Consider the following 13,135-nt stretch of genomic DNA (forward strand, 5'->3'; position numbering starts at 1 on the left):
AACCACACTTTAAGGGTCTCGCTTTGGTCACAGGATCTACGCGCGGAGCTTCGAAATCCGGACAAAACTGCCGCAGACAGACACACGCGAAACGGACTGTTAACACATCATGCGGAGTGCAGTCACCGATAATCGGACGTTGATCGCCGAATAAGAGCTTGACTGACATGTTGCTGACATGGCAGCAGCCCGGACCCCACCCCGAGGGCGGGAATTCCGGGCCGCTGGCATATGGCGGACGCAACACCGGCCGATTACGCTTGGTAATCGGCCGGTATTACTTTTCTTGGTGTTTTTACGAGCGGCAGGGCGCCTTTACGCGCGGCCGCACGCGGCCGCGATGCGGCGTTACCGCTTCGCCCGGGCGGTGGCGCGGGCGCGGTTCTTCTGGTCGAGGACGACCTTGCGGATACGGACGGTCTCCGGGGTCACCTCGACGCACTCGTCGTCGCGGCAGAACTCCAGGCACTGCTCCAGCGACAGCAGCCGCGGCGGGACCAGGGACTCGGTCACATCCGCCGTCGAGGACCGCATGTTGGTGAGCTTCTTCTCCTTGGTGATGTTCACGTCCATGTCGTCGGAGCGGGAGTTCTCCCCGACGATCATGCCCTCGTACACCTCGGTGCCCGGGGAGACGAACAGCGTGCCGCGCTCCTGGAGATTGGTCATCGCGAAGGCGGTCACCGCGCCCGACCGGTCGGCCACCAGCGAACCGCTGTTACGGGTGCGCAGCTCGCCGAACCACGGCTCGTGGCCCTCGAAGATGGAGTGCGCGATGCCGGTGCCGCGGGTGTCGGTCAGGAACTCCGTACGGAAGCCGATCAGACCGCGGGCGGGGACGACGAACTCCATCCGGACCCACCCGGAGCCGTGGTTCGTCATCGTCTCCATACGGCCCTTGCGCGCCGCCATCAGCTGGGTGATGGCGCCCAGGTGCTCCTCCGGGCTGTCGATGGTCATCCGCTCGACCGGCTCGTGGACCTTGCCGTCGATCTCCTTGGTGACCACCTGCGGCTTGCCGACGGTCAGCTCGTAGCCCTCCCGGCGCATGGTCTCCACCAGGATCGCCAGCGCCAGCTCGCCACGGCCCTGGACCTCCCAGGCGTCCGGGCGCTCGGTCGGCAGCACGCGCAGCGAGACATTGCCGACCAGCTCCTTGTCGAGGCGGTCCTTGACCATCCGGGCGGTGACCTTGTGGCCCTTGCCGCCCTTGCCGACCAGCGGCGAGGTGTTGGTCCCGATGGTCATCGAGATGGCCGGCTCGTCGACCGTGATCAGCGGGAGGGCGATCGGGTTCTCGGGGTCGGCCAGGGTCTCGCCGATCATGATCTCCGGGATGCCCGCGACCGCGCAGATGTCGCCGGGCCCGGCCACCTCGGCGGGCTTGCGGGTGAGCGCCTCGGTCATCAGCAGCTCGGTGATCCGGACGTTGGAGATCGAGCCGTCGCGCTTGATCCAGGCGACGGTCTGCCCCTTCTTCAGCTCGCCCTGCTCGACTCGGAGCAGCGCGATACGGCCGAGGAAGTTGTCCGCGTCCAGGTTGGTGACATGGGCCTGGAGGGGGGCGCTCGAGTCGTACTCGGGGGCCGGGATGGTCTCCAGGAGGGTCGAGAAGAAGGGCTGGAGGCTGTCGCTGTCGGCCGGGACGGTGCCGTCCTCCGGCTTGTTCAGCGAGGCCACGCCGTCGCGGGCGCAGGCGTAGACGATCGGGAACTCGATCTGCTCCTCGGTCGCGTCCAGATCCAGGAAGAGGTCGTACGTCTCGTTGACGACCTCGTCGATCCGGGCGTCCGGGCGGTCGGTCTTGTTGATGCACAGGATGACCGGCAGCTTGGCCTGAAGCGCCTTGCGCAGCACGAAGCGGGTCTGCGGCAGCGGGCCCTCGGAGGCGTCCACCAGCAGCACGACCGCGTCGACCATGGACAGGCCGCGCTCGACCTCGCCGCCGAAGTCGGCGTGGCCGGGGGTGTCGATGATGTTGATGGTGACGGGGTCCCCGCCGTCCGCCGGGTGGTACTTGACGGCGGTGTTCTTCGCGAGAATGGTGATGCCCTTCTCGCGCTCCAGGTCGTTGGAGTCCATGACCCGGTCGTCCACGTGCTGGTGGGCGGCGAACGCGCCGGCCTGCTTGAGCATGGCATCGACGAGGGTCGTCTTGCCGTGGTCGACGTGGGCGACGATGGCAACGTTACGGATGTCGTGGCGCGTGGGCACTGCGGCGCTTCTCCCGGAATCGTGGATGGCGGCGCGCCCGGTCCGGCACGCCCGCCTGCCGGGCAGATCACGCCACGGCCTCACCCCATGGTACGTGGGCGGGGCGGTAACGGACGCCCCGCCCGTACCGGGCCGGTGGACCGGGCTCAGGCCCGCGCGGGGTCGCCCTCGTGGCAGCCCAGCCTGGCGGCCTCGCGCGCACCGCCGCTCGCCTCCTTGTCCAGCTTCTCGCCGCACGCCAGGATGATCTCGATTCCGGCGTCGTCCCAGGTCACCACGTGGCCGAAGCTGACCGTCTCGTCCCCGCAGGCATAGCGGAAATCGGCCTCGACCAGGTCGTACGCGCGGGCCATGACATAGCGGCCAGGTACGCCGGCCTCGCCGTAGGAGGAGTCCTTGTCCTTGTCGTACGCTGTCGTTTGCCCGATACGGTCGGCCAGGGGGACGACCGGCTTCGCCTGCTGGGCCAGACTGCGGATCGACTGCTTCTCGGGCAGGGTTGCGCCCTGTGTCCGGACGGACACGGTGTAGCGGGCCACCGTCTCGACGCCATCGGTACTGACCTTGCTGCCCTTCTTGACCTTGGTGGCGACCGCCATGTCGGTCACCGCCGAGCGCCGGGAGACGTTCAGCCAGGTGTACGTGCCGTCGGCGCACGCCTTTTTGGCCGCGATGTTCTGAGCGCCGCCGCGGGCGGCCCCGTCAGAGCCGTCGGAGCCGCCGGACGTACAGCCCGCGGCCCCTGCCGTGATTGCTACGGCCACGATCGCCGTGGTCAGTCCGCGCTTCATGTCCTTGCCCCCCGTGCCTCCGGTGTTGTGGTCGTCGGCCATGCTTCATGCCAACCGGTCTTCCGGACAAGGGAGTTGAGCCACTCCTGAGGATCACTTCCGGAAGCCGATGTCCTGGTAGCGCGGGGTGGCGAAGCCGAAGGCGCCCGCGTTGACCACGGTCTTCCTGGCCGCGACCAGCTGGGGGCGCTGGTAGAGCGGGATCGACCCGGCCGCCGCCCAGATCCGCGCGTCGGCGCGGCTGACCAAGGCCCGGGAGGAGCCGGAGTCCAGCTCGGCGACCGCCTGGTCGAAGAGCTGGTCGATCTGGTCCGTGCCGACCCGGGTGTAGTTCTGCTCGACGACCAGCGAGCCGTCCGCGGCGGGCTGCGGCTTGGCGTAGATCGGGCGGGCGTCGGTGGCGGGGTAGGCGCTGGCGGGCCAGGAGTAGAGGGCGAGGTCGTAGTTGCCGGAGGCGATGTGGTCCTTGAAGTAGCCGCTGCCCGAGACCTTGGTGATCTTGGTGCGGACGCCGATCGCCTCCAGCATCCGCGTGATGCGCTCGCTGACCCTGCCCAGCGGGGCGGTGCCGGCGCCGGTCGGCACCACGAAGCGCAGCTCCAGCGGCTGGCCGTGCTTGCGTACGACGGCCGCGGCGGCGCGCCCGGAGCGGCCCGCGTCACCCGCGTCGGGGCCCGCGCCCCGGCCGCCGTGCCGCCCGCCGTCCCGCTGCCCGCCGTCCCGCGCGGCGTCGTGGCCCTGGTCGTCCGTCTTGGCGCCGAGCGCCTTCTGCCGGGCCGAGGCGGAGGCGGCGCGCCAGCCCGCGTCGGCGAGCAGGGCCTGGGCCGCGTGGGGGTCCTTGCCGCCGATGGCGCCGCTGTGGTCCTTGTAGCCCTGCTGTCCGGCCATCAGCAGATGGTTGCCGAGCGGCTTGGCGGGCAGCCCCAGGGGCCCCAGCACCAGCTCCGCGAGGCCCTTGCGGTCGATCGCGCGGGCCACGGCGCGGCGCACCCGCTCGTCGGCGAGCGGGCCCTTGGTGCCGTTCAGGGCGAGCTGGGTGTACGCGGGCTCCAGGGCCTTGCGCACGGTGAGCCTGCGCAGGGCCGCCGTCTCGGCCCGTGTCTTCTCGGAGGCGTTCGCCTCCGCCCAGGCGCGCATCGCGTCGGCCGCGTCCCGGCCGCCCGCCGCCAGGTCCGCCCCGGGCGCGGCCCCGTGCCGGGCCGCCGGCTCGGCCGCGGTCTGCTTCTCCGCCCCCCTCTTCCCGTTCTCCCCGCTCTCTGCCTTCTTACCTTTCTTGCCGGGCACCTCGGCCGCGTCCTGGATCCGCTCGGCCATGGCCCGGTCGACCTCGGCCAGGTCGAGCTTCCCGGCCAGCAGCGCGGCGGGCCTCTCCTTGACCGGCACGGCCTTGAAGACCAGCTTGTCGAGCCGGGCCCGATCGCCCCACCAGCGGGGGTTGCGCACCAGCGTGACGCTCTTCGTGCCGCCCGTGATGCTGCGCATCATGAACGGGCCGGCGCTGACCGCGAGCCCCCTGCGCCGCCCGTCATTGAAGGCGGTCGGGTCGCTCATCACGCTCTTCGGATAGAGCGGGGTGAACAGCGAGCGCCAGTCCGCGTACGGCTTGGCGAAGGTGATCTCGACCTCGCGCTCCCCGTCGCCGGGTTCGACCTTGGCGATGCGGTCGTACCCGGCGTTGCGGGCCGTCCAGTACGCGCCGTCCGCACCGCGCAGCGCCTTCCACTGGGCGGTGAAGTCCTCGGCGCCGATCGGGCGCCCGTCGGTCCAGACCGCCTCGGGGGTGAGCTTGTAGCGCACGACCTGCCTGGGCTCGCGGTCCACCACGTCGGCGGCCCGGAGATAGTCGGGGTTGCGCTGCGGGCGGCCCCGGCCGTCCAGGGTGAACAGGGACGGCAGGACGGCGCCCGCGATCCGCTGGGTGCCGCTGTCGGCGTTGGTCTGGAAGGCGTTGAACGTCCCGGGCGCCGCGTCCAGGGCCCAGCGCAGCGTCCCCGTACCGGCCACCCCGCCGCGGGCGGCCGCGGCCACGTCCCGTCGGGCGGCGGCGGGCGAGCTGTCGTCACCGCTGGAGCTGCATCCGCTCGCCCAGGGCAGCGGCAGCAGCACTCCCGCGGCGAGCAGCACGACGCGGCGGCGCTTGGCGATGGACATGACACGTACCTCCGGGGTGGGCCTGCTCGGCCGGACGGGCCGGGTGAGCCGGGATTGTGCATATTTGGCATATTGTGACGCTCATCGCATATACTCCTCACTCAAAGCGACGGTTCAGGAAACAGCACGCCGAGACGGCCATGGAGGGGAAAGGATCACCCGACCGGGTCAATCCGGTGGGCGCGCACCCCCGCGCGCGAGGGTGCGATCGCTCCGGTGGCTCCGCGAATCGCGACAGATCCCTTCCCAACCGCGACCATGACGCGTAACACTCGCTGTCGCATGAGCGTCGCCAACCGCAACCGCGGAAGTGAGGGCAAGTCATGTCCTTGAACGACGACTTGACGGCCGTCCAGCGCCGTCTCGACGACTTGGTCCGTTCGGTCAACCGGCTCGAGCAGTCGGTCGGCGCCGGAGGCCTGGAGATACGCCGCGTCCGTACCGACACGGACCACCTGCGCGAGAGCCTCGCCCTGCTGCGCGAGTCGGCCCCCGGCGAGCGGTCTCGCCCGGAGATGGTGCTGGTCCCCGACGCGCCGTACAACAGTGCGCTCTGGTCGGACGTCGACGACGAGGGGATCGGCGTGCGCGACCATCACGCGCCCTAGGCGCGTACGCGGCGTGACCGGCGCCCGCCCCACGAGGTCGAGGCGACCCCGCACCAGGCGCCCCGCCCCGCACGGGGCAACGCGCTACGAGGCGACCCGGCCGCCGACGCGACGGGCGCTCTCCCTGAGGTGTCCCGCCCCTCACGCCGCGTGAGTGCCGCCCCACCACCCCACCCGCACACTCCACCACGGAGTCCCCTTTGGCCACAGGCACCGACCCCCAGGCCCGTACGGCCTCCGGAAAGAATCCCGCCGTACACGGCGTGCACACGCCCTCGCGCGCCGCCGTCCAGGCCCGCCATCTGCGGACCGACCGCTGGTGGCTCTCGCCCGCGGCCACCGCCGCCGGGCTGTTCGCCTTCATCGTCTACTCGACCTGGCGGGCCTTCTCCGGAGACGACTACTACGCCGAGCCGTATGTCTCGCCGTTCTACTCGCCCTGCGTCGCGCAGAACTGCGTGCCCATGAAGGGCGGCGCGAACTGGGAGATCTTCGGGGCGTGGTGGGGCCTGTCCCCCGCCCTGCTGATCCTGATCTTCCCGCTGGGCTTCCGGCTGACCTGCTACTACTACCGCAAGGCCTACTACCGGGGGTTCTGGGCCTCACCCCCGGCCTGCGCGGTCCCCGAGCCGCGCGCGAAGTACACCGGCGAGACCCGCTTCCCGCTGATCCTCCAGAACATCCACCGCTACTTCTTCTACTTCGCGGTGATCGTCGCCGGGATCCTCAGCTACGACACGGTGCTCGGCTTCCGCGACGAGCACGGCCGGTGGGGCCACATGGGCCTCGGGACCCTGGTGCTGCTCGTCAACATCGCACTGATCTGGGCTTACACCCTCTCCTGCCACTCCTGCCGGCATATCGTCGGCGGCCGGCTCAAGCACTTCTCCCGGCATCCGGTGCGCTACCGGCTGTGGGGCTGGGTCAGCAAGCTCAACGCGCGCCATATGGCGCTGGCCTGGGCCTCGCTGGTGAGCGTCGCGCTGGCCGACTTCTACGTCTATCTGGTGGCGAGCGGCGCCTTCGACGATCCGCGGTTTTTCTAGGAGAGGTGCCTGAAGATGACCCAAGTCGAACGGCAGTCGTGGGACGTGGTCGTGATCGGCGCCGGCGGCGCCGGGCTGCGGGCCGCGATCGAGGCACGCGAGCAGGGCAAGCGCTGCGCCGTCATCTGCAAATCGCTCTTCGGCAAGGCCCACACCGTCATGGCCGAGGGCGGCATCGCCGCCAGCATGGGCAATGTCAACGAGGGCGACAACTGGCAGGTGCACTTCCGGGACACCATGCGCGGCGGAAAGTTCCTCAACCACTGGCGGATGGCGGAGCTGCACGCCCAGGAGGCGCCGGACCGGGTCTGGGAGCTGGAGACCTGGGGCGCGCTCTTCGACCGCACCCCCGAGGGAAAGATCTCCCAGCGGAACTTCGGCGGCCATGAGTATCCACGCCTCGCCCATGTCGGGGACCGCACCGGCCTGGAGCTGATCCGCACCCTCCAGCAGAAGATCGTCTCCCTCCAGCAAGAGGACAAGGCCGAGTTCGGCGACTACGAGGCGCGGCTGAAGGTCTTCCAGGAGTGCACGGTCACCCGTGTCCTCAAGGACGAGGCGGGAGAGCGGGTCGCCGGGGTCTTCGGCTACGAGCGCGAGTCCGGCCGCTTCTTCACCATCGAGGCCCCCGCGGTGGTGCTGGCCACCGGCGGCATCGGCAAGTCCTTCAAGGTGACGTCCAACTCATGGGAGTACACCGGCGACGGCCACGCACTGGCGCTGCTGGCCGGGGCGCCGCTGGTGAACATGGAGTTCGTGCAGTTCCACCCGACCGGCATGGTCTGGCCGCCCTCGGTCAAGGGCATCCTGGTGACCGAGTCGGTGCGCGGCGACGGCGGGGTGCTGCGCAACAGCGAGGGCAAGCGCTTCATGTTCGACTACATCCCGGACGTCTTCAAGGAGAAGTACGCCCAGACCGAGGACGAGGGCGACCGCTGGTACGAGGACCCGGACCACAACCGCCGCCCGCCCGAGCTGCTCCCCCGCGACGAGGTCGCCCGCGCCATCAATTCCGAGGTCAAGGCGGGCCGCGGCTCCCCGCACGGCGGGGTCTTCCTCGATGTCTCCACCCGGATGCCCGCCGAGGTCATCAAGCGGCGGCTGCCCTCCATGCACCACCAGTTCAAGGAGCTGGCGGACGTGGACATCACCGCCGAGCCCATGGAGGTGGGCCCGACCTGCCACTACGTGATGGGCGGCGTGGACGTCGACCCGGACACCACGGCCGCGGCCGGAGTACCCGGCCTGTTCGCCGCGGGCGAGGTCGCGGGCGGCATGCACGGCTCCAACCGGCTGGGCGGCAACTCCCTCTCCGACCTGCTGGTCTTCGGCCGGCGCGCGGGGCTGTACGCGGCCCGGTACGCGGCGGAGGCGGCCGCGGCGGAGCGGCGGCCGGCGCCGGACGACGCGCAGATCGACCTGGCGGCGGCCGAGGCGCTGCGCCCGTTCAGCGCGGAGGGCGGCGAACCCAGCCTCGCGCACCGGTCCACGGTTCCGGCCGAGAACCCGTACACGCTCCACCAGGAACTTCAGCAGACCATGAACGACCTGGTGGGCATCATCAGGAAGGCCGGCGAGATGGAGGAGGCGCTGCACCGCCTGGCCAGTCTGCGGGTGCGGGCGCGGCGCGCCGGGGTGGAGGGGCACCGGCAGTTCAACCCCGGCTGGCACCTGGCCATCGACCTGCGCAACATGCTGCTGGTCAGCGAGTGCGTGGCGCGCGCCGCGCTGGAGCGAACCGAGAGCCGCGGCGGGCACACCCGCGACGACTATCCGGAGATGGACCGCGAGTGGCGGCCGGTCAACCTGGTGTGCCGGCTCGCCGACCCCTCGGGGGGGCTGGCGGCGCCGGACGCGCGACAGGGGCAGATCCGGCTGGAGCGGCGCCTGACCCCGCCCATCCGGCCCGATCTGCTCGGCCTGTTCGAGAAGGATGAGCTGGTGAAGTACCTGACGGACGAGGAGCTGACGCAGTGACTGCGTACGAGGCCCACTTCAAGGTGTGGCGGGGCGACGTGGAAGGCGGCGGTCTGAAGGACTTCCACGTCGAGGTCAACGAGGGGGAGGTCGTTCTGGACATCGTCCACCGGATCCAGGCGACCCAGGCCCCGGACCTGGCGGTCCGCTGGAACTGCAAGGCGGGCAAGTGCGGCTCCTGCAGCGCCGAGATCAACGGGCGGCCCCGGCTGCTGTGCATGACCCGGATGTCGGTTTTCGGCCGTGACGAGACGATCACCATCACTCCGCTGCGCGCCTTCCCGGTCGTCCGGGACCTGGTGACCGATGTGTCGTTCAACTACGACAAGGCGCGCGAGGTGCCGTCCTTCGTGCCGCCCGAGGGCCTGGGGCCGGGCGAGTACCGGATGTGGCAGGAGGACGTGGGGCGGTCCCAGGAGTTCCGCAAGTGCATCGAGTGCTTCCTGTGCCAGGACACCTGCCATGTGGTGCGCGACTTTGAGGAGAACAAGCAGGTCTTCGCCGGGCCCCGGTTCCTGATGCGCGTCGCCGAGCTGGACATGCACCCGCTGGACGAGGCGGCCGAGACCGGGATCGACCGCAAGCGCACGGCCCAGGAGGAGCACGGCCTCGGCTACTGCAACATCACCAAGTGCTGCTCCGAGGTCTGCCCGGAGGGGATCAAGATCACGGACAATGCGCTGATCCCGCTCAAGGAGCGGGCGGTGGACCGTAAGTACGACCCGCTGGTGTGGCTGGGCAACAAGATCCGCCGCCGCGAGTCCTGACGGTTCGGGAACGGGCCGGGTCCGAACCGTAAAGCCCGGCCCGTCACCACATGCTCAGCAGCGCCTCCACCGAGTCCGGGCCCGACGACTGCCCGTTCGGCAGCGCCAGCTCGAACCAGACCGTCTTGCCGTGTGGTGTGCGCCGGCTGCCCCAGCCCGCGCTGAGCAGGCCGACCAGCTGGAGCCCGCGCCCGCCCTCGTCGGTGTCGCGGGCGCGCCGGCGCCGGGGCTGGACCAGGCCGCTGTCCCAGACCTCGCAGACCAGCGTGCGGTCCAGCAGCAGGCGCAGCCGGATCTCGCCCTCGCCGTACCGCAGGGCGTTGGTGACCAGCTCGCTCACCAGCAGCTCGGTGGTGTCCACCAGCTCGTCCATGCCCCAGGACTCCAGCTGCTGCCGGGCCAGTTCACGGGCGCGGCCGACCGACTTGGGCTCGCTGGGCAGCTGCCAGTCGCCGACCGAGTCCGCCGACAGGCCCTGCATCCTGGCCATGAGCAGGGCGATGTCGTCCTCGCCGTGGTGGGTGTCCAGGGTGCTCAGAACGTGGTCGCAGACGTCCTCCAGGGACACCACGCTGTCGGGGGTGTTGAGGGCCGCGCGCAGGGCCTGAAGGCCCTCGTCGAGGGTGTGGTCGCGGGACTCGACCAGGCCGTCGGTGTAGAGGGCCAGCAGCGCGCCGTCGGGGAGCTCGACCTCGATCTCCTCGAACGGCTCGCCGCCGACGCCCAGCGGCATGCCGGGCGGGACCTCCATCAGCATGGCGGACTCGCCCGGTTCGACGAGGACGGGGGGCGGGTGCCCGGCGTTGGCGAACGTGCAGCGGCGGGTGACGGGGTCGTAGACGGCGTAGACGCAGGTGGCGAGGTACACCTCGGCGAGGTCGGAGGAGCCGTCGGCGGCCTTGCCGCGGCGGGCGCGCGAGCCCGCCCGCCCGCCGGCGGGCGAGCCGCCGGGCGCGCCGAGCCCGCTGGCGATCTCGTCGAGGGCGGAGAGGACCTCGGCGGGCTCCAGGTCGAGCAGCGCCAGGGTCCGTACGGCGGTGCGCAGCTCGCCCATGGCGACGGCGGCGCGCAGGCCGCGGCCCATCACATCGCCGACCACCAGGGCCGTGCGATGGCCGGGCAGCTCGATGACGTCGAACCAGTCGCCGCCCACCTCGGTCGCGGCGTTGCCCGGCAGATAGCGGCAGGCGATATCGAGCCCGGCGGCCTCGGGGTCGCCGGGCGGCAGCAGGCTGCGCTGAAGTATCAGCGCGCGCTCGTGCTCTCTGCGGTAGAGGCGGGCGTTGTCGATGGAGACGGCCGCGCGGGCGGCCAGCTCCACGGCCAGGGCGGTGTCCCGCTCGCCGAAGGGTTCGCTGCCCTTGGTGCGGGAGAACTGGGCGAGGCCGACGACCGTGTCGCGCGCGACCATCGGCACCACCAGCGTGGACTGCAGCATCGTGCCCAGCTCGAGGCTCTCGCCGCTGTCCCGGCCGGGGATGACGCGGGCCCGGGCGGTGCGCAGGGCCACGGCGCTGGGCGAGTTGAAGGGGTAGCGGTGCACCTCGCCGACCTGGACGGGCTTGGCGCTGCCCGCTCCCTCGCCGCCGGCCAGGTAGCTGTCGCCGAAGGCGACCGGGCCGGCCGAGACGGCGCTGGCGAAGGCCACCCGGCGCAACTCGGCGCTGCCGTCGGCCAGCCCGGGCGGGGTCTCGTCGCCGGAGAGCAGCCCCTGGTAGAGGTCGACGGAGGCCAGGTCGCAGAACTGCGGTACGGCCACGTCCAGCAGCTCGCGCGCGGTGGTCTCCAGGTCGAGGGAGGTGCCTATTCGGGCTCCCGCCTCGTTGAGCAGCGCCAGGTTGCGGCGTACCCCCGCGGCCTCCTGCTCGGCGCGGCGGCGGCCGGTGACATCGGTGGCCAGCCCGGCGACGCCGATGGGCCGGCCCGAGCCGCTGTGCAGCCGGTACAGCGAGATCGACCAGCGGCGCCGCTCGGAGTTGCCGGGCACGGTGCCCACGATGGGCATATCGGTCAGCGACTGGCCGCTGTCGAGGACTTGGCGCAGGGCGGCGGCGAGCCGGTCGGCCTCGCCGCGCGGGAGCAGATCGTACGCGGAGGCGCCGCGATACGCCTCGGTGGGGCGGCCGAAAACCGTGGCAAACCGCTCATTGACGCGAAGCATGCGCAGATCGGTACCGAAGAGAAAGAAACCGAGCGGAGATTGACCGAAAACGGCCTGCGATGCGGCGAGGTCGGTCTCCAGCCCGCGTAGAGCCGTCACATCAACGGCGATACACAGGGCGGACCGCTCACCGTGCTCGGTCTCGGCCGGCATCACATAGACCTCGGCGATTCCGTGCCCTTGTGGCGCCTGTGGGTTGTGATACGGGACGAGCCCGGTCCACTCCCTGCCGTCGAGGATGTCGGCGACCGTGCGGCGGCTGGCCTCGCGCAGCTCGGGCGGCACGAACGCCTCCACCGGGTCCTTGCCGATGGCCTGTTCGGGACTCAGGCCGAGGAGCTCGGTGGCGCGCCGGCTCCACTGGGCGATCCTGCCGTCGGGCCCCAGCCCGAAGGAGGCGACCCGGATGTAGTCGTAGATCGAGCCGGGCGGGCTGCTCTGCCATACCGCCGGGGCGGAGGACAGGGAAAAGTCCGACGATCGGTACGGCACAGGCGAAGAGGATGAAGCAGACACAGAAGATGAAGGTGACGAGGACGATGAAGACGATGAAGAGGACAGGGAAGACGAAGCGGGTGAGATGGACGAACGCGACGATGAGGATGTACGTGACTCCGGCGACATCTGCGAACCAACCGCCTCCTCGGGCATATCCGCCCCCGCTGGCTTCTCGCTCATGCGCCCGTCCCCTCCGGCTCAGGTGCTCCGACCGGCTCTCAGATAGCGAGTATCCAGCACCTCGGCCATCCGGAGTACGGTCTTCACGATCACAGCACTATCTCAGCCCGCATTCAGGTCCCGTCCCGGCTTTTTGACAAGCGCTCAAGATCAGCGCTCTCTCACACTCTTAACCGGGCAGAGCCAGCTCGAACCACACCGTTTTCCCGGCGGCGTTGCTCCGGGCGCCCCAGCGCAGTGCGCTGCGGGCCACCAACTGCAGGCCACGGCCGCCTTCGTCCTCCGGGGCGGCCACGCGCTCGCGCGGCGGATCGGTGAGCGGGTCGGAAACCTCGACCAGCAGGACCGGGTCCCCCGCGGCGCGTTCGCGACGGGCGTACAGACAGACGCCGATCGGGCCGCTGGCATGCCGCAGCGCATTGGTGACCAACTCGCTCACCAGCAAGACCGTCACATCGCACAGCGGCGTCAGGCCCCAGCCGTCCAGCGCCTCGCGCACCTGGGAACGGACCACCCGCACGGCCCCGGGCTCGGCGGGGAGAACCCACTCGACGAAGCCGGGCCGGCCGGGCCCGGACCCAGCCGCTCCTGCGCTGTCCGTCACGCCGATCACTTCCCCCGACCTGTCCAAGCCCCGCCGGAAAGTACGGATTCAGGGAGGTTAATCAGTACATACCCGATATCCGGGTCGCAGTACCGTCCGCCGCCCTGAGACGACCTGGGGGTTCGTGGGGCCGCGTCG

Annotated in this window: 9 protein-coding genes; 4 read left to right on the forward strand and 5 right to left on the reverse strand. The window is 70.6% G+C overall.

Annotation, left to right across the window (positions count from 1 at the left end):
• Nucleotides 1–348: 348 nt before the first annotated feature.
• The 3 genes from typA to ACWY4P_RS19685 form a co-directional block, all read right to left on the reverse strand.
• Entirely contained in the window at nt 349–2,214 is a 1,866-nt protein-coding gene (typA, locus tag ACWY4P_RS19675; protein WP_456211853.1) for a translational GTPase TypA, read from the reverse strand.
• A 146-nt stretch (nt 2,215–2,360) separates the two neighbouring features.
• The gene (locus tag ACWY4P_RS19680; protein WP_456211854.1) at nt 2,361–3,047 is read right to left on the reverse strand and encodes a hypothetical protein; all 687 of its coding nucleotides are present in this window, start codon (nt 3,045–3,047) and stop codon (nt 2,361–2,363) included.
• Nucleotides 3,048–3,098: 51 nt separating this feature from the next.
• Nucleotides 3,099–5,156 carry an ABC transporter family substrate-binding protein gene (locus ACWY4P_RS19685; protein ID WP_456211855.1) on the reverse strand — a complete coding sequence of 686 codons (2,058 nt, stop codon included), beginning with the start codon at nt 5,154–5,156 and terminating at the stop codon, nt 3,099–3,101.
• Between the two features lie 323 nt (nt 5,157–5,479).
• Between ACWY4P_RS19685 and ACWY4P_RS19690 the strand changes: the two genes are divergently transcribed.
• The 4 genes from ACWY4P_RS19690 to ACWY4P_RS19705 all read left to right on the forward strand — a co-directional run bounded on the left by ACWY4P_RS19690 (nt 5,480) and on the right by ACWY4P_RS19705 (nt 9,554).
• Complete coding sequence (locus ACWY4P_RS19690; protein WP_456211856.1) at nt 5,480–5,764, forward strand: hypothetical protein; 285 nt, start codon at nt 5,480–5,482, stop codon at nt 5,762–5,764.
• A 200-nt stretch (nt 5,765–5,964) separates the two neighbouring features.
• Nucleotides 5,965–6,810: a hypothetical protein gene (locus ACWY4P_RS19695; RefSeq protein WP_456211857.1), complete on the forward strand. Its 846-nt coding sequence runs from the start codon at nt 5,965–5,967 to the stop codon at nt 6,808–6,810.
• Nucleotides 6,811–6,825: 15 nt separating this feature from the next.
• Nucleotides 6,826–8,787 carry a fumarate reductase/succinate dehydrogenase flavoprotein subunit gene (locus tag ACWY4P_RS19700; protein WP_456211858.1) on the forward strand — a complete coding sequence of 654 codons (1,962 nt, stop codon included), beginning with the start codon at nt 6,826–6,828 and terminating at the stop codon, nt 8,785–8,787.
• Nucleotides 8,784–9,554 carry a succinate dehydrogenase/fumarate reductase iron-sulfur subunit gene (locus ACWY4P_RS19705; protein ID WP_456211859.1) on the forward strand — a complete coding sequence of 257 codons (771 nt, stop codon included), beginning with the start codon at nt 8,784–8,786 and terminating at the stop codon, nt 9,552–9,554. Before ACWY4P_RS19700 ends, ACWY4P_RS19705 begins: the two co-directional genes overlap by 4 nt.
• 43 nt (nt 9,555–9,597) lie before the next feature.
• Here the strand turns inward: ACWY4P_RS19705 and ACWY4P_RS19710 are convergent, their stop codons facing one another.
• A complete protein-coding gene (locus ACWY4P_RS19710) occupies nt 9,598–12,393 on the reverse strand; it encodes a SpoIIE family protein phosphatase (protein ID WP_456211860.1) in 2,796 nt (931 codons plus the stop codon).
• Nucleotides 12,394–12,562: 169 nt separating this feature from the next.
• Nucleotides 12,563–13,006, reverse strand: coding sequence for an ATP-binding protein (locus tag ACWY4P_RS19715; protein ID WP_456211861.1), 444 nt, complete (start codon nt 13,004–13,006; stop codon nt 12,563–12,565).
• Between the last annotated feature and the right edge of the window lie 129 nt (nt 13,007–13,135).

This window comes from Streptomyces sp. LZ34, assembly GCF_053890475.1.

Coding starts and splice junctions, on each gene's coding strand:
- ACWY4P_RS19680 (WP_456211854.1), bottom strand. CDS start 3,047: ATGGCCGACGACCACAACACCGGAGGCACGGGGGGCAAGGACATGAAG.
- ACWY4P_RS19685 (WP_456211855.1), bottom strand. CDS start 5,156: ATGTCCATCGCCAAGCGCCGCCGCGTCGTGCTGCTCGCCGCGGGAGTG.
- ACWY4P_RS19690 (WP_456211856.1), top strand. CDS start 5,480: ATGTCCTTGAACGACGACTTGACGGCCGTCCAGCGCCGTCTCGACGAC.
- ACWY4P_RS19700 (WP_456211858.1), top strand. CDS start 6,826: ATGACCCAAGTCGAACGGCAGTCGTGGGACGTGGTCGTGATCGGCGCC.
- ACWY4P_RS19710 (WP_456211860.1), bottom strand. CDS start 12,393: ATGAGCGAGAAGCCAGCGGGGGCGGATATGCCCGAGGAGGCGGTTGGT.